This is a genomic window from Streptomyces sp. NPDC057271 (genome assembly GCF_042668715.1).
Lineage (GTDB): Bacteria > Actinomycetota > Actinomycetes > Streptomycetales > Streptomycetaceae > Streptomyces.
Genome location: NZ_JBHUYJ010000101.1, coordinates 1 through 21,902, shown reverse-complemented (window position 1 = coordinate 21,902; position 21,902 = coordinate 1). Strand labels below are relative to the sequence as shown.

The 21,902-nt window shown below is 72.5% G+C and carries 13 protein-coding genes; 4 read left to right on the top strand and 9 right to left on the bottom strand.

Annotated elements, in window-relative coordinates:
- Positions 1-35: 35 nt before the first annotated feature.
- From ACFUJR_RS31840 to ACFUJR_RS31825, 4 genes are all read right to left on the bottom strand, one after another.
- A complete protein-coding gene (locus ACFUJR_RS31840; RefSeq protein WP_383172815.1) occupies positions 36-539 on the bottom strand; it encodes an ATP-binding protein in 504 nt (167 codons plus the stop codon).
- A 152-nt stretch (positions 540-691) separates the two neighbouring features.
- A complete protein-coding gene (locus ACFUJR_RS31835) occupies positions 692-1,459 on the bottom strand; it encodes an enoyl-CoA hydratase/isomerase family protein (protein WP_383172817.1) in 768 nt (255 codons plus the stop codon).
- 117 nt (positions 1,460-1,576) lie between these two features.
- A complete protein-coding gene (locus tag ACFUJR_RS31830; RefSeq protein ID WP_383172819.1) occupies positions 1,577-2,821 on the bottom strand; it encodes an Ig-like domain-containing protein in 1,245 nt (414 codons plus the stop codon).
- Positions 2,822-3,005: 184 nt separating this feature from the next.
- Positions 3,006-4,247, bottom strand: coding sequence for an Ig-like domain-containing protein (locus ACFUJR_RS31825; protein WP_383172820.1), 1,242 nt, complete (start codon positions 4,245-4,247; stop codon positions 3,006-3,008).
- Between the two features lie 166 nt (positions 4,248-4,413).
- On the opposite strand from ACFUJR_RS31825, the gene glgX reads away from it, so the two are divergent.
- Positions 4,414-6,630, top strand: a complete 2,217-nt coding sequence (gene glgX / locus ACFUJR_RS31820) for a glycogen debranching protein GlgX (RefSeq protein WP_383172822.1) — start codon at positions 4,414-4,416, stop codon at positions 6,628-6,630.
- 6 nt (positions 6,631-6,636) lie between these two features.
- Here glgX and ACFUJR_RS31815 read toward each other — a convergent pair whose 3' ends face one another.
- Entirely contained in the window at positions 6,637-7,869 is a 1,233-nt protein-coding gene (locus ACFUJR_RS31815; RefSeq protein ID WP_383172824.1) for a hypothetical protein, read from the bottom strand.
- Positions 7,870-8,102: 233 nt separating this feature from the next.
- Here ACFUJR_RS31815 and ACFUJR_RS31810 point away from each other — a divergent pair, with 233 nt between their 5' ends.
- From ACFUJR_RS31810 to ACFUJR_RS31800, 3 genes are all read left to right on the top strand, one after another.
- On the top strand, positions 8,103-10,007 hold the full coding sequence (locus tag ACFUJR_RS31810; RefSeq protein ID WP_383172826.1) for an ABC transporter ATP-binding protein: 1,905 nt from the start codon (positions 8,103-8,105) through the stop codon (positions 10,005-10,007).
- 8 nt (positions 10,008-10,015) lie between these two features.
- Entirely contained in the window at positions 10,016-11,977 is a 1,962-nt protein-coding gene (locus ACFUJR_RS31805) for an ABC transporter ATP-binding protein (RefSeq protein ID WP_383172838.1), read from the top strand.
- 608 nt (positions 11,978-12,585) lie between these two features.
- Positions 12,586-14,616, top strand: a complete 2,031-nt coding sequence (locus ACFUJR_RS31800) for a M4 family metallopeptidase (RefSeq protein ID WP_383172828.1) — start codon at positions 12,586-12,588, stop codon at positions 14,614-14,616.
- Positions 14,617-14,770: 154 nt separating this feature from the next.
- Here the strand turns inward: ACFUJR_RS31800 and glgP are convergent, their stop codons facing one another.
- The 4 genes from glgP to ACFUJR_RS31780 all read right to left on the bottom strand — a co-directional run.
- Positions 14,771-17,356 carry an alpha-glucan family phosphorylase gene (glgP, locus tag ACFUJR_RS31795; protein WP_383172830.1) on the bottom strand — a complete coding sequence of 862 codons (2,586 nt, stop codon included), beginning with the start codon at positions 17,354-17,356 and terminating at the stop codon, positions 14,771-14,773.
- Between the two features lie 137 nt (positions 17,357-17,493).
- The gene (locus tag ACFUJR_RS31790; RefSeq protein WP_383172832.1) at positions 17,494-18,912 is read right to left on the bottom strand and encodes an FAD-dependent monooxygenase; all 1,419 of its coding nucleotides are present in this window, start codon (positions 18,910-18,912) and stop codon (positions 17,494-17,496) included.
- Positions 18,909-20,243 carry a monodechloroaminopyrrolnitrin synthase PrnB family protein gene (locus tag ACFUJR_RS31785; protein WP_383172834.1) on the bottom strand — a complete coding sequence of 445 codons (1,335 nt, stop codon included), beginning with the start codon at positions 20,241-20,243 and terminating at the stop codon, positions 18,909-18,911. The genes ACFUJR_RS31790 and ACFUJR_RS31785 overlap by 4 nt, the downstream gene beginning before the upstream one ends.
- 247 nt (positions 20,244-20,490) lie before the next feature.
- Positions 20,491-21,902: MFS transporter (locus ACFUJR_RS31780; RefSeq protein WP_383450982.1), on the bottom strand; the 1,412-nt coding region annotated here is incomplete at its 5' end.

Genomic DNA, 21,902 nt, shown 5'->3' with positions numbered 1-21,902 from the left:
CGGAGACGGGCCGGGGCACGCCCGCGTACGAGGCGTCAGCGGTCGGAGACCCGCATCTCGAACCAGGTGGTCTTGCCGCGCGGCTGCAGATCCACGCCCCAGCGGTCGGAGAGCTTGTCGACGAGGAAGAGCCCGCGGCCGCTGATATCCATCTCCTGGACGGGCATCAGGCAGGGCAGGCCTCGCGACGGGTCGCGCACCTCGACACGGATCCAGCCGCGGCGGCGCATCAGCCGCAGGGCGAAGACGCGCGCACCGGTGTGACGCACGGCGTTGCCGACGAGTTCCGAGACGAGTAAAACCGCGTGTTCCGCGATCTGAGGGGTCAGCGCCCACTGGCGCAGCACGACGCACTGGGTGAGCCGGCGGGCCACCGCGGCGGACTCGGGACGGGACGGCAGCCGGACGTCGTCCTCGGCCGGATTCCCGTACAACTCCACGGCTTTGAGGGCCTGTTCGTCCTCGACGGTCGGTACCCACCGTGCGGCGGTCGCCCCGCCGTGCTGCCGTGGTTGCTCCACACCCTCCAGGCCCGCCATGCCCCCCATCATGGCCGGACGGACGGGGCCGCGTGGGCGTTCCGGAGGAATCGGTACCACCGGATTCAACAATTCCGCGAGATTCCTCCGGCATATGCCAGAGGCGGGCGACGGTACTCGCGAGTACGTGACGAACCGCCGCCCGCCGCCGGTCAGACGAACTTGGCCTTGCCCGGACCCTCCTCGACGAAGCTCCGCATCCCACGCTCCCGGTCCTCGGTCGCGAACAGGCCCGCGAACCAGGTGCGCTCGATCGCGAGGCCGGTGTCGATGTCGGCCTCCAGGCCCTGGTCGATCGCCTCCTTCGCGGCGCGCAGGGCGATGGCGGGCCCCTGGGCGAGCTTCGCGGCCCAGGCGTGCGCCTGCTCGTACACCTCGGCCGCGGGGACGACGCGGTCGACCAGGCCGAGCGACAGGGCCTCGTCGGCCTTGACCATCCGGCCGGTGAAGATGAGGTCCTTCGCCTTGGAGGGGCCGATCAGCCGGGAGAGCCGCTGGGTGCCGCCGGCGCCCGGGATCAGGCCGAGCAGGATCTCGGGCTGGCCGAGCTTGGCGTTGTCGGCGGCGATCCGGTAGTCGGCGCAGAGCGTCAGCTCGCAGCCGCCGCCCAGGGCGTAGCCGGTGATCGCGGCGACGACGGGCTTGGGGATCCGGGCGATCGCGGTGAAGGAGTCCTGGAGCGCGCGCGACCGCTTGACCATGGCCGCGTGGTCCATGACCTGCATCTCCTTGATGTCCGCACCGGCCGCGAACACCTTCTCGCCGCCGTACAGGATCACGGCCCGTACGTCGTCGCGGTCGGTCACCTCCTGGGCCAGCTCGCGCAGCCGGTCCTGGACGGCGATGTCGAGGGCGTTCATCGGAGGGCGGTCGAGGCGGATCGTGCCGACGCCTTCGGCGACTTCGAGGTTCACAGTCATGGAAGGCAGGTTAGCCGCGGGGGGCCCGGGGGGAATCCCCCGGAGGGCCCGGCACGACGAGGGACCCGGTGCTGTTGCTCACAGCACCGGGTCCCTCGCGGAGTCAGGCTCCGAGGCCTACTTGATCCACTCCGACCAGGACATGTTCCAGCCGTTCAGGCCGTTGTCCGGGGCGATCTGCTTGTCCTTCGAGTTCTTCACGACCACCACGTCGCCGATGAGCGAGCGGTCGTAGAACCAGGCCGCCGGTGTGGTGCTGTCGCCCGCGCCGCGGGTGTCGCGCAGACCGACGCAGCCGTGGCTGACGTTCGCCGAGCCGAAGGTCCCGGACGAGGCCCAGTAGTTGCCGTGGACGAACGTGCCCGAGGTGGACAGACGCATCGCGTGCGGCACGTCCTTGATGTCGTACTCACCGCCGAAGCCGACGGTGGCGCCGTTCATCCGGGTCACCTTGTACTTCTCGCTGATGACCATCTGACCGTTGTACGTGGTCGTGGACGGGGCGCCCGCGGTGATCGGGATCGTCTTGATGATCTTGCCGTCGCGCTCGACCTTCATGGTCTTGGCGGTCGCGTCGACCGTGGAGACCTGACGGCGGCCGATGGTGAAGGAGACCGTCTTCTTCTGCTTGCCGTAGACGCCGGGGCGGCCCTCGACGCCGTCGAGGTTGAGCTCGACGGTCACCTTGGTGCCGGCGGCCCAGTAGTTCTCAGGGCGGAAGTCGAGGCGGTCGTTGCCGAACCAGTGGCCCTCGACCTGCACGGCGGGCGTCGCGGTGACCTTGATGGCCTTCTCCACGGCCTCCGGGTCGGTGATGCCCCGGGTGAAGCGGATGGAGACCGGCATGCCCACGCCGACGGTCGAGCCGTCCTCGGGCGTGTAGTGGCCGATGAAGGTGTTCTTCGGGACGAGCGTGGTGAAGGTGGTGTCCTTCGCCGACTCACGGCCCTCGCTGTCCTGCGCGACCGCGTGGACCTTGTACTGCGTACCGGCGGCGAGGTGGCCGACGGGCTGCCAGCTGGCGCCGTCCGCCGCCATCTTGCCCTCGACCTCGGCGCCCTTGCTGTCGGCGACCGTGACGGTCGTCAGCTTGCCCTGTTCCGCCGTCACCTTCAGCGCGCCGCTGGTGGCGACCGAGTCGGCGCCGTCCTTCGGAGCGATCGTGACGACCGCCTTCGACGCGGCGATCTCCTGCTTGCCGCCCTGCGCCGGATCCTGTCCGCTCTTGCCCCCGTCGACAGGGTCCCCGCCCCCGCACGCCGTCAGGACCAGGAGCAACGCCCCCGCAGCCAGGGCCTGCAGACGCGCGCCCCCGCGCCGCCGTCCGCGCCCCACCCCGGCCGATATCGGCTGCCCGTTCAAAATGGTCGTCTCCCCTCGCACGGCCTGGTCTCACCACGGCCCGCACCCCCGTACGCATCCACCGCGCGCACGGCGATAGATAATCACACCGCAGGACACGAAAGTTCCACGTGAATGTCACCGTTCAGTCCCAGTTGCACCAGGAACCGTGCACGTGGGACCGGTCGGCGAGGGGCTGACGGGCTCACCGCAGAGCGGAACCCTCCGTCCACTCGTCCCACTCCATGTTCCAGCCTCCGAGGCCGTTGTCGGGAGCGACCTTCCGGTCACGGGAGTTGACGACCTCGACGACATCGCCGATGAGCGTACGGTCGAAGAACCAGCCCGCCGGGGAGTCCGGGCTGCCGCCCTTGTCGTCCCGCAGGCCGACGCAGCCGTGGCTCACGTTGGCCGAGCCGAACGTGGAGGGGTCGGCCCAGTAGTTTCCGTGCAGGAACGTTCCAGAGGTGGTGAGCCGCATCGCGTGCGGCACGTCCTTGATGTCGTACTCACCGCCGAAGCCGACCGTCCTGCCGTCCATCCGCGTGACGTCGTAGAGCTCCGTGACGACCATCTTCCCGTTGTACGTCGTCGTCTTGGGCGCCCCGGCCGTGATGGGCACGGTCGCGAGCAGCTCGCCGTCCCGGTGCACCTTCATCGTGTGCTCGGCCGCGTCGACCACCGAGACCTGGGAGCGCCCGACCGTGAACCCGACGGTCTTGCTCTGGATGCCGTACACGCCCGGCGCGCCCTCGATGTCGCGCAGCGCCAGCTCGACCGTCACCTTGGTACCGGGCCGCCAGTACTCCTCGGGGCGGAAGTCGAGCCGCTCCTTGCCGAACCAGTGGCCGACCACCTCGACCGGCGGGTCGGAGGTGATCTTGATGGCCCGTTCGACGGCCTCGCGGTTCTCGATGGCCCGGTTGAAGCCGAAGGAAACGATCATGCCGGTGCCGACCGTGGAACGGTTCTCCGGCTTGAAGTAGCCGATGAAGCGGCGCTCGGGGACGACAGTGGTGAACGTCGAGTGCCGGGCGGAGCGCCGACCGTGCGCGTCGAGCGCCACGGCGTCCACGCTGTACTTGGCGGCCAGTGCGAGCCGGGAGCCCGCCTTGGGCCGCCAGCGCAGGCCGTCCTCGCTGATCTCGCCCGGCACCTGCGCCCGCTGCGCGTCCTCGACCCGGACGACGGTGACCCGCTCCAGGCGGCCGCTGTTGACCTTCACCTCGATGGGCCCCTCGGCCGACACGCCCCTGCTGCCGTCCTCCGGACTGATCCGGATGACGTCGCCCGGTGCCCGCGCCTTCCCCGGCAGGGGCAGGTCGATACCTCCCCCACCGCCGCCGCCACCACCGCCGCCGTCGCCCTTGTCGGTGCAGCCGGCCAGGCCCGCCATCAGTGCCGCCACCGCGAGGGCGTAACCCGCCCGCTTCCATACAAGTGTCACGCTCAGCCCAACGACGGCCACCCTCCAGGGGAAACGTGCGTGCGGGTCATGTTGGGAGTACGGCGGTACGGGCAGAACAGGTGGGAGGCCCCGTGCGGGGAGCCGCGGCCGGGACGCCGCGGTGCCCGTGCCGTGCGAGGCCCGACGAGCCGCGGGAGGCCGACAGGTGTCGAGCGCAGCCGAGCAGGAGGCGGTACGGGACGGAGTGGGGCTCCCGCCTGCCCCGGAGCAGGCCCGGCCGGTGGTGTGGCCGGGCGCTCCCACGCCGTTGGGGGCGCGCTGCCGGGTCGGACCGGACGGCGTGGCGGGGACGAACTTCGCGCTGTGGGCCGGCGGAGCGGAGGCCGTCGAGCTCTGCCTCTTCGACGCCTCCGGGGCGGAGAGCCGGTTCCCGCTGACCGAGCTGACCCATGAGATCTGGCACGGATTCGTGCCCGGGGTGGGTGCCGGGCAGCGGTACGGCTTCCGGGTGCACGGCCGCTGGGACCCGTGGACGGGCGCCCGCTGGAATCCGGCCAAGCTGCTCCTCGACCCGTACGCACGTGCCGTGGACGGAGCCTTCACGCTGCCGCCGGAGGTGTACGGGCATGTGCGGGACTGGCCTCAGCAGCATGTGGCCGACACCGTGCGGGACGACCGGGACTCCGCTCCGCACGTACCGAAGGGTGTCGTCGTCCTGGACGACGACGACTGGTCGGACGACCGCAGACCGAAGACTCCCTGGCCGGACTCGGTCATCTACGAACTGCACGTGAAGGGCTTCACCCGGCTCCATCCGGGCATCCCCGAGGAGCTGCGCGGCACCTACGCGGGCCTGGCGCACCCGGCGGCCGTCGAGCATCTCGTACAGCTCGGGGTGACTGCCGTGGAGCTGCTCCCCGTGCACCAGTTCGCGCACGAGGACCATCTGCTGCGACGGGGGCTGCGGAACTACTGGGGTTACAACTCCATCGGCTACTTCGCCCCGCACGCCGGCTACTCCTCCTCGGGGACCACCGGGCAGCAGGTCGGCGAGTTCAAGCGGATGGTTCAGGCTCTCCACGCGGCCGGGATCGAGGTCATCCTCGACGTCGTCTACAACCACACGGCCGAGGCGGGCGAGCTCGGGCCGACGCTGTCACTGAAGGGCATCGACAACCGGGGCTACTACCGGCTCCAGTCCGACGCCCGCCGGTACGCCGACTACACGGGCTGCGGCAACACCCTGCACGTGGTGCAGCCTCAGGTGCTGCGGCTGATCACCGACTCGCTGCGGTACTGGGTGACGGAGATGGGCGTCGACGGCTTCCGCTTCGACCTGGCGGCGGCGCTCGCCCGCTCGATGCACGACGTCGACATGCTCTCCCCCTTTCTGGCCGTCATCGCCCAGGACCCGGTACTGCGGCGGGTCAAGCTCATCGCCGAGCCGTGGGACGTCGGCAACGGCGGTTACCAGGTCGGCGCGTTCCCACCGCTGTGGACGGAGTGGAACGACCGCTACCGCGACGCGGTGCGGGACTTCTGGCGCGGCGCACTGCCCGACGTACGGGATCTCGGCTACCGGCTGTCGGGCTCCAGCGACCTGTACGCGTGGGGCGGGCGGCGGCCGTACGCCTCGGTCAACTTCGTCACCGCCCACGACGGCTTCACCCTGCGGGATCTCGTCACGTACGAACGGAAGCACAACGAGGCCAACGGGGAGGGCAACCGGGACGGCACGAACGACAACCGGGCCTGGAACTGCGGCGCGGAGGGCGAGAGCGACGACCCGGAGGTGGCGGCGCTGCGGCTGCGGCAGCTGCGCAACCTGCTGACGACACTGCTGTTGTCGACCGGGGTGCCGATGCTGGTGGCGGGCGACGAGATGGGGCGCACGCAGGGTGGGAACAACAACGCGTACTGCCAGGACAACGAGACGAGCTGGCTGGACTGGTCGCTGCCCGAGGACCCGGGTCGGGCCGGGCTGCTGGCGCTCACCCGGCGGCTCCTCGCGCTGCGCCACCGTCATCCGGTGCTGCGCCGTCGCGCGTTCTTCTCGGGCCGGCCGCAGGGCGCGGACGGGCTGCGGGACCTGGCGTGGTTCACGGCGGACGGGACGGAGATGACGGAGGCCGACTGGTACGCGCCGACGGCGACCCTGGGCCTCTACCTCTCGGGTCGCGACATCCCGGGCCGTGACGAGCGCGGCGCCCAGGTCACGGACGACAGCTTCCTGGCGATCCTGCACGCGGGGCCCCGCCCGGTGGAGTACCGGCTGCCGGGGCCGCCGTGGGCGGAGTCGTACGAACTGGTCCTGGACACCGCCTTGGAGGACCAGTCCCGGCCCCCGGGGACGGTCCACGCGGGCGGGACGACGGTGACGGTCGGGGCACGGTCGGTGTGGCTGCTGAGGGTCGGGGGGTGACGGGGGTCAGCGGGTGGAGGTGCGGATGTAGCAGGTGTACCGGCCGGTGAGGGTGGTCTCAGAGCCGACGGACAGTGTCTCGGAGCCCACCCGGTAGTAGGTGCCGGAGGGGCGGCTCCGCGAGGTCCAGGAAGCCGGGGCGGCATCGAACTTCCGGTCGCACCCCCGCTCGGCGAGCCGGTCGGCCACACCGTCCGGGTCGCCGTCCACGGTCTCGTCGATGTCGACCTGTCCGAAGACCAGCAGGTCCGCGGCGGCGTCGCAGGGAGCGGATCGCACCAGCACCATGCGGTCGAGGCCAGTGTCGGTCGAGGCGCAGCCGCCGGGCTCCATCGCGCCGACCTCCACCAGGGCTGTCTCGGCGTCCTCGTTCTTCTCCCCCTCGGGCAGGGGCGGCACGGGCGTGGCACCGTGACCGGTGAGGGTGTACTCGGCGCGCAGCGAGGTGACGCCCTTCAGCACACCGTCCTTCTGGAGCCCCTTCAGGAGACTCGTGTAGTCGGCCTCCACCCTGACCAGCCGGCCGTGTTCGTCGAGGACCACGGTCAGGGGTACCTGCCCGGCGGTCTCCGAGTGGATCGCGTCGTCGAGCGTGGCGGGCAGTCCGGAAGCCGCCGTGGCCGGAGACACGGTCAGTTCGTACCGGCGGTCGCCGTCGCCGGTCGTGACCGGTTGCCGCGTCGCCTCGGACCGCTTCACGACCTCGGCCAGGGTGCGGCCCCACGGGGCCGCGTCACCGGTGTGTTCCAGGAGGTCCTCGACCAGGTCGGCGAAGTCCTTCGAGGACGACGCGGAGTAGCGCAGCCAGCTGCCCGCGCGGGTGCGGTAGCTGATGTCGTTGCCGGAGACGGCGTAGATCTCCGGCTCGGACGGGGCGCCCGGCCGCCGGCCCAGGAAGGCGGCGGCGTCCTCCGGGAACGAGCGGGGGATGTCGAGGACCCGCCGCACTCTGGCGGTGGTCTTCGCGTAGTCCTGGACACCCGTCACTCGGTCCACGGCTGTGCTCTTGGCGGAGCCGTACATGATCGTCGAGGTGAAGCGGGACGAACCTCCGGCAGCGGTGGCCGTGGTGGCGGCGAAGAGCTGGCGGTCGATCGGCTCGGCGGACACGGGCTTGGGAGTCGACGACGCGCCGGGCCTGGTCTGCTCCGGGTCGGAGCCTCCTGCCGCCTGGCAGCCCACCGCTCCCACCAGCAACGGAAGAACGACGGCGGCAGCGTGGATCGCTCTGGCTCTCATGTTGGTCCCAACCCCAGGTGCTGTGGTGAGCCGGGATCATATCCGCCCGTCCAGGAGGCTCCCGCACCGGCCGACGGGGCCCGACCGCTGTGCCGGCGGACCGGGCGAGCGGGCGTCCGGCGGTCCCGTTCCCGGGCCGCCCGTGGGCATGCGCTTCGAGGGGACCTGTCCGGAGCCGTGCGGGCGGAAAACCGGGTGAGCGATGTCAGTGGTGAACCCTAGGCTCGGACCTGATGCCCGGAGAACATGTAGTAGACAACGACTCCACCGACCCCCGCCGCTCCGCCGTGCGCTCGTTGGCACGGCTGTGGCCCTATGTCCGGCCCGTGCGCGGGCGGCTGGCGTGGGCCGCCGCCGTCGCGATAGTCGCCTCCTGCCTGTCGCTCGTCATCCCGCTCGTCCTCAAGTGGATGGTGGACGGGCCCGTCGCCGCGGGCGATCCGGGCGGGGTGTGGCTCGGGGCCCTGTACCTGTTGCTGCTCGGGATCGCGGAGGCCGTGCTCTTCGGGTTCCGGCGGTGGCTGGTGGCCCGGCCCCTCGCCGGGGTCGAGGCGAGCATGCGGGCCGCCCTGTACCGGCGGCTGCAGCGGCTGCCGATCGCCTTCCACGACCGGTGGGCCTCGGGCCAGCTGCTCTCGCGGGCCACGACCGATCTGATGCTGCTGCGGATGTTCCTCGCCTTTCCGCTGACGTTCCTGCTGGTCAACGGCGTGACGATCCTCGCCGGTTACGTCCTGCTGCTCGGCCAGGACTGGACGCTCGGGCTCATTCTGCTCACACCCGTCGTCCCGCTGGTGATCCTCTGCTCACTGTTCGAGACGAAGTACTCCCTGGTCGCACGCCAGGCCCAGGACCAGGTCGGCGACCTGACGACCGTGGTCGAGGAGAGCGTCCTCGGCATCCGGATCGTCAAGGGCTTCGGGCGGCACCGCAGCCAGGCCCTCGCCTTCCGGGCACTGGCCGAGCGGCTGCGCGGCACGGAGCTGCTCAAGGCGCGGCTGCTCGCCGGGATCTGGGCACTCATCACGATCATTCCCGAGCTGGCGATCGGGGCGGCGCTGATACTCGGCACCGTGCAGGTCGCCGACGGGGAGCTGTCGGCGGGCACGCTCGTCGCGTTCCTGTCGACGGCGCTCGCGCTGCGCTGGCCGGTGGAGTCCATCGGCTTCCTGCTCGCGATGAGCCAGGAGGCGGCGACGGCGACGGAACGGTACTTCGAGGTGATGGACGCGGCGGAGGAGACCGCGGGGCCCGAGTCGACCGGGACGCCGAAGGCCGAGGCGGAAGCGGTGTCCGAGGCCGAGACCGACGGGGTGCGGTGCGAGACCGACGGGGTGCGGTGCGAGGCCGACGGGGTGCGGTGCGAGGCCGACGGGAGCCGGTGCGAGGCCGACGGGGTGCGGTTCGAGAACGTGTCGTTCCGCTACCCGGACGCGTCCCCCGACGCCCCTCCCGTGCTCGACCGCGTCGACCTGCACATCCGGCCCGGCGAGACCCTCGCCCTCGTCGGCGGGACCGGATCCGGCAAGACGACGCTCACCGCACTCGTACCGCGGCTGCACGAGCTGACCGGCGGGCGGATCCTGCTCGACGGCGAGGACATCACGCTCATGGAGCGCGAACGGCTCCGCACGCTCGTGTCGACCGCCTTCGAGGAGCCGACGCTCTTCTCGGCGAGCGTCGGCGAGAACGTCCTGATGGGCGGTACGGAGGGGGCCGGTGAGCCCGAGCTGTGGCGGGCGCTCGGCGTCGCCCAGGCGGACGGCTTCGTGGCGGCGCTGCCCGAGGGGGCGGCCACCCAGGTGGGCGAGCAGGGGCTGAGCCTCTCCGGCGGCCAGCGCCAGCGCCTCGCCCTGGCCCGTGCGGTCGTCGGCCGGCCCCGCTTCCTGGTCCTCGACGACCCGCTCTCCGCGCTCGACGTCCACACGGAGGCCCTGGTCGAGGCGGCCCTGCGCGAGGTCCTGCGCGACACGACCGCTCTGGTCGTCGCCCACCGCCCGTCGACGGTGCTGCTCGCCGACCGGGTGGCGCTGCTGTCGGAGGGCCGCGTCGCCGCGGTGGGCACACACCATGAACTGCTGCGCGAGAACGCCGAGTACGCCTGGCTCATGTCCGGCGAGGGGGCTGACGAACGATGACGGATCCGATGACGCCGACGAAGTCGACGGCGGGGAGCCCGGACCGGGCGGACCTCGCCGACGGGGCGGACCGAGGGGGCCGGGCGGACCTCGCCGACGGGGCGGACCGGGCAGGCCGGGCGGACGGCGCCGCGCGCGAGCCCGAGGCTGTCGGGGCCGGAAGCCCCGACGGCGGCGGGGACCCGTTCGACCGGGACGACCTGCCCACCGCGCCCGGGGCCACGGGCGTCCTGCTGCGGTCCCTGCTCGCCGCCCATCGCGCCCGCGTGGCCGTCGCCGCGCTCGTCCTCCTCCTCCAGCAGGGGGCCGTGCAGGCCGGCCCGCTGCTCGTCGCGTACGCGATCGACCGTGGCGTGCCCGCCTTCCGGGGCGGGGACTACGGGCCCGTGGTGGCCGTCGCCGTCGGGTACCTCCTCTGCTCCGTGGCCGGCGGGCTCCTCCAGTACGCCTTCGTGCGCGTCGCCGCCCGCGTCAACCAGGACGTGCTGCTCGATCTGCGCGGGCGGATCTTCCGGCACGCGCAGGTGCTGAGCGTCGACTTCCACGAGCGGTACACCTCCGGCCGGCTCATCTCCCGCTCCACGACCGATGTGGAGTCCCTCCGCGAGCTGCTCGCCGAAGGGCTCCAGGAACTGATCGGCGTCGTCCTCGCGTTCGTCTACATCTCGGCGATGCTGCTCTGGCTCGACCTGGGCATCGGCGCGGTCGCCGTCGCCTCCTTCGTACCGCTGTATCTGCTGGTACGGATCTACCGGCGCCGCGCGGGCGTCGTCTTCGCCGAGCGGTCCACGGCCATCGCGGGCGTGATCGTGAAGTTCGCCGAGACGATGAACGGGATCCGGCCCGTGCGGGCGTTCCGCCGTGAGCGGGCCAACGACGCCGAGTTCGCCGTGCTCAACCGACGGCACGAGCGTTCCAACGGCGACGCGCTCCTGGAGATGGCCCGCTACGTCGTCGGCTCGCGGCTCGTCGCGAGCACGGCCGTGGCAGGCATGTGTCTGTGGGGCGCGTACCGGGTGGCCGGCGGGACGCTGGCGCTGGGCGTGCTCGCGGCGGCGGTGCTGTACATGCGACGGCTCTACGACCCGATCGACCGGCTCGGCATGTTCCTCAACTCGTACCAGTCCGCCGCCGCCTCCCTGGGCAAGATCGCCGGCCTGCTGGCGCAGGAGCCCGGTGTCCCGGAGGCCGCCGCGCCGCGTGCTCTTCCGGACCGCCGGGGCGGACACCCCGGCCGGGAGGTCGTCTTCGACGGGGTGCGGTTCGCGTACCGGACGGGCGGCGAGGTGCTTCCCCTCTTCGACCTCACGATCCCCGCGGGCCGGACGGTCGCGGTGGTCGGCTCCACGGGCGCGGGCAAGTCGACGCTCGCCAAGCTGCTGGCCCGCTTCTACGACCCGACGGAGGGGCGGGTGCTGCTCGACGGCGTCGACCTCCGCGACCTGGAGACGGCCGAACTGCGGCGGGGCGTGGTGATGGTGACCCAGGAGGCGTTCCTGTTCTCCGGGACGGTCGCCGAGAACATCGCGATCGGCCGGCCGGACGCGACCCGGGAGGAGATCGAGCAGGCGGCGAAGGCGATCGGTGCGCACGACTTCATCGCGGGCCTGCCGGACGGGTACGACACGGACGTACGGAAGCGGGGTGGCCGGATCTCGGCGGGCCAGCGGCAGTTGGTGGCCTTCGCCCGTGCCCTGCTCGCGGACCCTGCGGTGCTGATCCTGGACGAGGCGACCAGCTCGCTGGACGTGCCGGGGGAACGGGCGGTGCAGCGGGCGATGGACACCGTGCTCGCCGGGCGTACGGCGGTGGTGATCGCCCACCGCCTCTCGACGGTGGAGATCGCGGACCGGGTCCTGGTGATGGAGGGCGGCCGGATCGTGGAGGACGGTACCCCGTCGGCACTGGTGAACGGCGAGGGCCGCTTCGCGACCCTCCACCGCGCGTGGCGGGACAGTCTGGTGGGGTGACCGAGGTCAGGCGCACCTCGGGGGTCGGGAGGGGCTCGGGCGTCAGGAGGGGCTCGGGGGTCGGGAGGGGCTCGGGCGTCAGGCGCACCTCGGGGGTCAGGAGGGGCCCGGGCGTCAGGAGGGACGCCCCTGGCGCCGTCCGAGAAGATCCACACGCAACTGGTGATCTCCGCCGATGTCCAAGGAGTGGCCGTGGCCGACGACGTGGAGGAGCAGGCGCGTCCGGGCTCGGGATCTCGGACGGCGCGTGGAGGGAGCGGAACGAGCCACACCACGAAGCGATCTCGGGCGGTGGCGCGTACCCGCTGCTCAACAGTCCGAGCGAGGGCGAGGACTTCGCGCTCGACCTGGAGTCGCTCTTCGAATTCGGGCTGCGGCGAACGCTGGACGGCATCGCGACCATGATCGACGAAACGTCCGGTTAACGAACACGACCATTCGGGCACCGGACGATTTCCGGCCAACTTGTTGACGCGGTCCTGACAGATAGGTGTCACGGCTGCCACTCTCTCCCCGAATCGTCAGTGAGTTCGTGCTCCACAGCTCTGTTTGCTCTGCCCGGGCGACCCACCCAGCCGTCCGGTACCCCCCTCGCAAAAGGAGTCTGCGTGAGATCCACGCCCAGCCGTCGCGCCACCGCGACCGGCGCCCTGATCGCTGCCGCCGCCATGATCGCCGTCACCGTCCAGACGGGTTCCGCCACCGCGGTGGAACCCGCCGGACCGGCCGCGTCGGTCGCCCCGAAGGCCCTCGCCGCGAACCCCGGCAAGCTGCCGGCCGATCTGTCCCCCGCCCAGCGCGCCGCGCTGATACGCGCGGCGGACGCCGACAAGGCGGCGACCGCCAAGTCCCTCGGCCTCGGTGCGCAGGAGAAGCTCGTCGTCCGGGACGTCGTCCAGGACCGCGACGGCACCACGCACACGCGCTACGAGCGCACCTACGCGGGCCTCCCGGTCCTCGGTGGCGACCTGGTCGTCCAGGAGAACAAGGCCGGCGTGACGCAGGGCGTCACCAAGGCGTCCCGCGCGGAGCTGAAGAACGTCGACACGACCGCCGACGTCGCCCCGGCCGCCGCCGAGAGGCAGGCGCTCGGCGCCGCCGCCGCGGAGGGCTCGAAGAAGACCTCCGCCGAGCGCGCCCCGCGCAAGGTCGTCTGGATGGCACAGGGTTCGCCCGTCCTCGCGTACGAGACCGTCGTCGGCGGTCTCCAGCACGACGGCACGCCGAACGAGCTGCACGTCGTCACCGACGCCACCAGCGGCGCGAAGCTGTACGAGTGGCAGGCCGTCCACACCGGTACCGGCAACACGCAGTACAGCGGCCAGGTGACCCTGGGCACCGCGCCGTCGTACACGCTGACCGACACCGGCCGCGGCAACCACAGGACGTACAACCTCAACCGCGGTACGTCCGGCACCGGAACGCTCTTCTCCGGCTCCGACGACGTCTGGGGCGACGGCACTCCGCAGAACCTGGAGACCGCGGGCGCGGACGCGCACTACGGCGCCGGGGTCACCTGGGACTACTACAAGAACGTGCACGGCCGCTCCGGCATCCGCGGTGACGGCGTCGGCGCGTACTCCCGGGTCCACTACGGCAACGCGTACGTCAACGCCTTCTGGCAGGACTCCTGCTTCTGCATGACGTACGGCGACGGCTCGGGCAACGCCAAGCCGCTGACCTCGATCGACGTGGCGGCGCACGAGATGACGCACGGCGTCACCTCCAACACTGCCGGTCTGGTCTACAGCGGTGAGTCCGGCGGTCTGAACGAGGCCACCTCGGACATCTTCGCGGCGGCCGTCGAGTTCTACGCCAACAACGCCCAGGACAAGGGCGACTACCTCGTCGGCGAGAAGATCGACATCCGCGGCAACGGCACCCCGCTGCGCTACATGGACAAGCCGAGCAAGGACGGCTCGTCGAAGGACTACTGGTACTCGGGCATCGGCAACGTCGACGTCCACTACTCCTCGGGCGTGGCGAACCACTGGTACTACCTGCTCTCCGAGGGCAGCGGAGCCAAGACGATCAACGGCGTGAACTACGACTCGCCGACCTCCGACGGCCTGCCCGTCACCGGGATCGGCCGGGACAAGGCGTCGCTGATCTGGTTCAAGGCGCTCACCACCAAGTTCGGCTCCAACACGAACTACGCGGGTGCCCGCACGGGTACGGTGGCGGTGGCCACCGAGCTGTACGGCGCCGGCAGCCCCGAGGTCCTCGCGGTGCAGCACGCCTGGGCGGGCGTCAACGTCGGCTCGCGGCCGGGCGGCGACCCCGACCCCGGCGGCAAGGTCTTCGAGAACACGGCCGACGTGTCCATCCCGGACAACGGCGCCGCGGTGACCTCCACGGTCAACGTCACCGGCATCGCCGGCAACGCCCCCTCCACCCTCAAGGTGGACGTGGACATCGTCCACACCTGGCGCGGTGACCTGATCGTCGACCTGGTCGCGCCCGACGGCTCGGTCTACAACCTGCACAACCGGTCCGGCGGCAGCGCCGACAACATCGTCCAGACCTACACCGTGAACGCCTCCTCGGAGGTCGCCAACGGCGCCTGGAAGCTGCGGGTCCAGGACAAGGCCCGGTACGACACCGGCTACATCAACAGCTTCAAGCTCACCTTCCCGTAACACCGGGTGAGTGAGTGACGGACGCCCGGGGGGCTCACGCCCTCCGGGCGTCCGCCCGTTCCGCCCCGCGCCCCGCCCGAGCCGCCCGAGCCGCCCGGGATGGACGCATCCGGGGGGAGCCCGCGTCAGTTCGGGTTGCCGGCGTGGGTCGGGGTCAGCGCATCAGGACCCCCGCCCCCTCCCGCGTCGCCTCCGTGGGCAGGGTCACCAGGCCCAGCTCCGCCGTGGAAGCCAGCAGCCGGTGGGCGGGCAGCACCCGGACCGTGCAGCCGAAGGAGCCCGTACGGTCCAGGACGAGGGAGCCCTCGTAGAGCAGCCTGCCCTCCAGGTCCGCCCCGCCCGCGGGCTTCAGCACGCACACCCGGGTGTCCACCAGGGCATCGTCCGGCGTGACGCGGCCGGCCACCGCCTGCACCTCCACGTCGTCCGGCAGCAGGCCGCCGAGCGACACGCTCACCCGCACCGCCGTGGTCGCGCCGAGTTCCGCGTCGGCCAGGTCCTCGCCGATCTCGCCCACCTCGATGTGGTCGACGGCCACCTCGGACCAGGCGCCCCGCACCCGGGACTTCCACCCCGCGAGCTCCCGCGCGGCCGCCGGCGCCAGAGCCCGGTGGGCCCGCGCCGCCGGGGCGTACAGCCGCTCCACGTACTCGCGCACCATACGGTCGGCGAGCACCTTCGGGCCGAGGTCGCGCAGCGTCCGGCGGACCATCTCGGTCCAGCGGACCGGCACGCCGTCCGCGCCCCGGTCGTAGAAGCGGGGCGCGACCCGGCGCTCGATCAGCTCGTAGAGCGCGGCCGCCTCCAGGTCGTCGCGGCGCTCCTCGTCCGTCGCCGACGCCCCGTCGGCCGTGGGGATGGCCCAGCCGAAGTCCGACTCGTACCACTCGTCCCACCAGCCGTCCAGGACCGAGAGGTTGAGGCAGCCGTTCAGGGCCGCCTTCATCCCGCTCGTCCCACAGGCCTCCAGCGGGCGCAGCGGGTTGTTCAGCCAGACGTCACAGCCCGGGTAGAGCCTGCGCGCCATGGCCATGCCGTAGTCGGGCAGGAAGACGATCCGGTGCCGTACCCGCGGGTCGTCGGCGAACCGCACCAGCTCCTGCACGAGCCGCTTCCCGCCGTGGTCGGCCGGGTGCGCCTTGCCCGCCACGACGAGCTGCACGGGCCGCTCGGGGTGGAGCAGCAGCGCCCGCAGCCGGTCGGGATCGCGCAGCATCAGCGTGAGCCTCTTGTACGAGGGGACCCGGCGCGCGAACCCGATCGTGAGCACGTCCGGGTCCAGGACGGTGTCGGTCCAGCCGAGTTCGGCCGCCCCGGCGCCCCGCTGCCGCCAGGAGCGCCGCACCCGTTCCCGTACCTCGGTCACCAGCTGTTCGCGCAGGGCGCGGCGCAGCTCCCACAGCTCCCGGTCGTCCGCCTCCTCGGCGCGGCGGCCGACCTCGGGCGCGGTCCAGGTCGGCGCGTGGACGCCGTTGGTGATCGATCCGATGGGCACCTCCTCCGCGTCGAAGCCCGGCCACAGACCGGCGAACATCTCGCGGCTGACGGCCCCGTGGAGGGTGGAGACGCCGTTCGCGCGCTGGGCCAGCCGCAGACCCATGGCGGCCATGTTGAAGAGACCGGGCTCGCCGCCGAGTGGCGTCTCGTCGCCGAGGGCGAGGATCCGGCCGACGTCGACGCCGGCGAGCTCGCCGTCCTCACCGAGATGACGGGCGACGAGGCTCCGCTCGAAGCGGTCGATGCCGGCGGGGACGGGCGTGTGGGTGGTGAAGACCGTCCCGGCGCGGACGGTCTCCAGCGCCGCGTCGAAGTCGAGTCCCCGCTCTGCCAGTTCCCTGATGCGTTCGAGGCCCAGGAAGCCCGCGTGGCCCTCGTTGGTGTGGAAGACCTCGGGCGCGGGGGTGCCGGTGAGCCGGCAGTACGTGCGGACGGCACGGACGCCGCCGATGCCGAGCAGCATCTCCTGGAGCAGCCGGTGCTCGCTGCCGCCGCCGTACAGCCGGTCGGTGACCTCGCGTTCGGCCGGCGCGTTCCCCTCGACGTCGGAGTCGAGCATCAGCAGCGGTACGCGGCCGACCTGAGCGGTCCAGATGTGGGCGTCCAGGGAACGGCCGCCGGGCAGCGCGAGGGTGACCCGGGCGGGGCTGCCGTCGCTCTCCCGGAGGAGGGTGACGGGCAGCTCGCCGGGGTCGAGGACGGGGTACTGCTCCTGCTGCCAGCCCTCACGGGAGAGCGACTGGCGGAAGTAGCCGTGCCGGTAGAGCAGGCCGACCCCGATGAGGGGTACGCCGAGGTCGCTGGCGGCCTTCAGATGGTCGCCGGCCAGGATGCCGAGGCCGCCGGAGTACTGGGGCAGGGCCGCGGCGACCCCGAACTCGGGTGAGAAGTAGGCGATGCAGGCGGGCAGGTCGCCATGGCGCTCCCGCTCCTCCTGGTACCAGCGGGGGGCGTGCAGATAGTGGTCGAGGTCCTCGGCCGCGGCACGCAGCCGGGCCTGGAAGTCCTCGTCGCCGGCGAGGGCGGCGAGGCGGGCGGCGGATACGGAGCCGAGCAGGCGGACCGGGTCGAGGTCGTCGGCACGGCCGGTCGCCGCCCGGCCGGCGTGGTCGGGGTCGACGGAGTCGAAGAGCTCACGGGTCGGGTCGTGCCAGGACCAGCGCAGGTTCCGCGCGAGGTCGGTGAGGGGTCGAAGGGTGTCGGGGAGGACGGGACGCACGGTGAATCGACGGATTGCCTTCACGTGTTCCACCTTCGCAGGGGATGACGGAGCGGAGCCGACGCACCACGCTGTGCTGCCGGTCGTGCATCCACCGAAGGTAGGCCACCTCGCGCTCCCGGGCCACGGCGCGCGGGGGTGGTGCCGTGGCCCGGGGGGCGTCAGCGCGGCGCGCCGACGTGCGGGTCGCCGCTCGGCACCACGTCGCCGCTTCGCACCTCGTCGCCGCTCGGCACCACGTCGCCGCTTCGCACCTCGTCGCCGATTCGCACCTCGTAGGGCGAGCCCGCGTTGACGGTGGCCGGGTCGGCCGCGCCGCTGACGGCGTAGCGTGCGGCGACGGCGGCCAGCTCGGCGGCGGGGATCACCTGGTGGATGTCGGTGAAGCCGTGCGGGGCCCGCTCGTGCGCCATGCTGATGACGACCTCGGGGCCGAGCCTGCGGTTGGCGCGCTGCAGTTCGGTGGTGACCGGCCTGCGAGCCGCCTCGTAGGCCGCGAGGGCCTCCGCCGGGTCGTGGTGGAGCGCGAGGGAGTGGGCGAGGGCGCGCGCGTCGAGGATGGACTGCGAGGCGCCGTTGGAGCCGACCGGGTACATGGCGTGGGCCGCGTCCCCGATCAGGGTGGTCCGGCCGTGGCTCCACCGGGTCAGCGGCTCGCGGTCGACCATCGGGTACTCGTGGGCGGTGTCGGCGGCCCGGAGGACGTCGGTGACGCCGACGCCGTCGAACTCCCAGCCCTCGTAGTGGTGCAGGAAGGATTCCACGGAGACGGGGCGGTTCCAGTCGCCGAGGTAGCGCTCGTCGGCCGCGTCGGCCGGCCGGGCGAGGGCCCAGTTCACCAGGACCTCGCGGGAGGGGCCGGAGGGCTCGCTCATCGGATAGACGACGGCCTTCTGACGGTCGTCGCCCGCGATGAGCATGAAGGTGCCGACGGACCGGGCCGGCATCCGGGAGACGCCCCGCCACACCAGCGTCCCGTTCCACGGCGGGGCACCCTCGCCGGGGTTGAGCGCCGCCCGGACGGCCGAGCGGATGCCGTCCGCGCCGACGAGCACGTCCGGTTCGAGGGAGGCCCGGCCCCGGACGGCACCGTCGCGGTGGACCAGCTGGATCCGGGGGCGGCCGTCGGGGAGCGGTTCGACGCCGGTCACCCGGACGCCGGTCACCAGGGCGGCGGCGCCGAGCCGTTCCCGTACCGCCTCGGCCAGGACCTGCTGGAGGTGGGCGCGGTGGATGGAGAGCTGGGGCCAGCGGTAGCCGGCGCCCAGGCCACGGGGTTCCCGGGCGATCAGGCCGCCGGAGCGGTGGTAGTAGCGCAGCTCTCGGGTGCGCAGGGCCCCGGCTTCGAGGCGGGGCAGGAGGCCCAGCGCGTCCAGTTCGCGGACCGCGTGGGGCATCAGGTTGAGTCCGGCGCCGACGGGGCGGCTCTCGCGGACGGACTCGACGACGGTGACGCGGTCGAATCCGGCTGCGTGCAGGGAGAGGGCGGCGGTGAGCCCCGCGATGCCGCCGCCGGCGACGACGACGTGGAGCAGTCCGCCGTCCGGTGCGGGCGGGATGCGCGGAGCGGGGTGCGTCATCGGAGCCCCCCTGGGCGGCCGGCGGCGTACGCCCGTGGGGTGTACGTACGGGCGGCGGCGGAGGACGAGGCCACCGGGGAAGAGGCCGCCGCGGCCGGGGCTGCCTGGGAGGCGGCGCGGGAGGCTGCCTGGGGAGCGGCGTGGGCCGCCTTGGAAGCGGCGCGGGGGGCCTTGGAAGCGGCGCGGGGGGCCTTGTGCCGGGCCGCCCGGGACGGGGCCGCCCCCGACACGCCCTGGGACGCGCGGCGTACCAGCGTCTCGTTGTCCCTGGTCAGGTCGAGTATCGAGCGCAGCAGGGCGACGGGCGCGCCGCCGCTGCCCTCCTCGTACAGCCGCACGTCGTCCGCATAGGCCTTGCGGGCGATGCCGATGTGCCGGGCGCGGAAGGTCTTGAGGATCTTCAGGACCCGGCCGAGCGCGTGGGCGGAGGCGGCCAGCTGCGGGGGCAGCCGGTCGCCGCTCTCCCAGCTGACAGCGGCCGAGAGCTTGCTGACGGCGGAGATCCCGCCGGCGTACCGGGCGTGGAAGTCCCGCCAGGACGGCAGGCTGTACTCGACGGAGTGGGCGAGGAACGCGTCGTACGCCGGATCGGAGCGGTCGCACTGCCAGAGCGTCAGGTCGATCAGCCAGAGGGGCACCTGGGCGGCGGCGGGACCGAGGTAGTCGCGCCCGTCGACGTCGATCTCCTCGAAGTACGGGCGCAGGGTGAGCGCGAAGTACTCCGGGCTGACATGGGTGACGGTGAAGTCGATGGCGTCGACGATGGACTGGACGTGGTGGGCGGTGCGGTCGAGCGCGACCGCGAAGCCGGGGTCGTACGGTTCGAGCGTGGCGAGCCGCGCGCAGGTGTCGAGAGCGGCGACCAGGCCGGGGAACGTCATCCGGACGGCCTCCTGGAGCCGGCCCTCCATGGGGTCGCCGGTGTACATGCGCTGGCGCGGCCCGAGCGGGTTCCAGGTCGTGTAGTGGTGGACGGTGTCGCGCGGCACCATGTCGGTGCGGCGGCCGAGGAGTTCCAGGATCGGGACGACCTCGGGGACGGCGGCCGCGGGCTGCGTGCCGTGACGTTTCAGCGAGCCGAGCAGGATGCCGAGGTCCCGCATCGCGGCGAGCGCGTCGACGACGCTCCACTCGGCGGCGAGTTCGCGGTCCGGGAGGAGGGCCCGCAGCGCGACGGTGAGCGCGGGCACATCGGCGTGGTCGTTCATCGCGGGCACCGCGGCGAGCAGGGCGTCGGCGCCGAGTGGATCGGCGTCGCGTATGTCGGCTATGCGATAGCGCGGGTCGCCGCGTTCCTCGAGTCGGGGTGCGACAAGGTCGTACAGGGCCAACGGAAATGCCCCCTCTATTCGGGGCGCGTTCACCTCCGGACGCCTCGCGCACGCGTCGACGGTCGGTCGCGCTTCGGTCCCGCGTTCCTCGGGACCTGCGCGCGATCTCCCCTCGACACCCGCGACGCCCTTCGGTTCACTCGCCGGGTCTACGTGGTCACCGCGGTCACCGAAGTCATCGCGGCCATCGGGATCATCGCGGTGACCGCGGTCATCGCGGTCATCGCGGTCACCGAAGTCGCCGCGGTCATCGCGGTTCGGCCACGCGCACCTGACGTGGCGGCGCCGGGGTGGGCGTGGGCAGGCGCAAGCGTAAGGAGGTCACCGCGGCGACGGCGGCAAAGGCCCCGCCGACGAGCAGAGCGGCCCTGAATCCGTCGGTCTGAGCGGCCGGGGTGGCCGATTCGCCATGGGTGGCGGCGACGGCCACGAGGACGGCGAGGCCGAGCACCGAGCCGAACTGCTGGGCGGTGTTGACGAGTCCGGAGGCGAGACCGGTCTCCTCGGGGGCGGCGTCGGCGGTGGCGGCCACGTTGGTGGCGACCATGACCAGCGGCAGCGCGGCGCCGAGCAGCAGGCTGGGCGCGAGAACCGTGGTGAGGAACGTGCCGTCGGGCCGGAGCGCGAGGGCGAGCCACACGGTACCGGCGCACAGCAGCGTGAAGCCGAGCGTCATGGTCCGGGTCAGGCCGAGGCGGAAGATGAGCCGGCCGGTCTGCGGGGCGACCGCGACGACGACGAGGGAGAGTGGCAGGAGTCCGAGTCCGCCGCCCAGCGGGGCGTACCCGACGACGCTCTGCAGATAGAGGCTGACCAGGAAGAACATCGGGAACAGCGTCATCTGGGCGAGGGCGCTGAGGAGGTTGGCGAGCCGGAGCGCGGGGCGGGCGAGGACGCCGGGCGGGACGAGAGGCCGGGCGGTACGGGTCTCGACGACGGCGAACACGGCGAGCAGGACGAGTCCGGCGCCGCCCGCTCCGAGGGTCGGCGCGGACAGCCAGCCGTGCGCGGCGGACCCGACGAGCGCGTACGCGACCAGGGCGAGCCCGGCGGTGACGGTGAGCGCGCCGACGAGGTCGAAGCCGGGGGCCTGGGGGCTCTTGGGGGTCCCTCGCAGGACGGCGGACCCCCAGAGGACCAGTACGGCGGCGGCGAGGACGTTGAGCCAGAAGGTGGAGCGCCAGCTCAGGAGGTCGGTGAGCACCCCGCCGAGTACGGTGCCGAGGACGCCGCCCAGACCGCCCATCGCGGCGAACGCGCCGAGCGCCCTGTGCCGGGCGGGCCCGTCGGGGAAGAGGACGAGCAGCAGGGCGAACGCGGCGGCCGCGGCGAACGCGGCTCCGGTGCCCTGAGCGGCCCGGGCGGCGACGAGGACACCCGCGCTCGGCGCGAGCCCGCCGAGCGCGGAGCCGGCGGCGAGCAGCACGAGTCCGGACCGGAACACGCGCCGGTGGCCGAGCAGGTCGGCGGCACGCCCGCCGAGCAGCAACAGCCCGCCGAAGGCGATGAGATACGCGTTGGCCACCCAGGACAGGCCGGCGGAGCCGGCCCCGAGGTCCTCCCCGACCGAGGGCAGGGCGACGTTGACGATCGCGGTGTCGAGGATCAGGAGGAGCTGGGTGGCGGCGAGCAGCGGGAGGGCGCCGCGGGGGGCGCGGT

What these genes read in the sequence shown, in the direction of transcription:
- ACFUJR_RS31835 (WP_383172817.1), bottom strand. Translation starts at nt 1,459, where the DNA reads ATGACTGTGAACCTCGAAGTCGCCGAAGGCGTCGGCACGATCCGCCTC.
- ACFUJR_RS31840 (WP_383172815.1), bottom strand. Translation starts at nt 539, where the DNA reads ATGGCGGGCCTGGAGGGTGTGGAGCAACCACGGCAGCACGGCGGGGCG.
- ACFUJR_RS31790 (WP_383172832.1), bottom strand. Translation starts at nt 18,912, where the DNA reads ATGACGCACCCCGCTCCGCGCATCCCGCCCGCACCGGACGGCGGACTG.
- ACFUJR_RS31805 (WP_383172838.1), top strand. Translation starts at nt 10,016, where the DNA reads ATGACGCCGACGAAGTCGACGGCGGGGAGCCCGGACCGGGCGGACCTC.
- ACFUJR_RS31810 (WP_383172826.1), top strand. Translation starts at nt 8,103, where the DNA reads ATGCCCGGAGAACATGTAGTAGACAACGACTCCACCGACCCCCGCCGC.
- ACFUJR_RS31815 (WP_383172824.1), bottom strand. Translation starts at nt 7,869, where the DNA reads ATGAGAGCCAGAGCGATCCACGCTGCCGCCGTCGTTCTTCCGTTGCTG.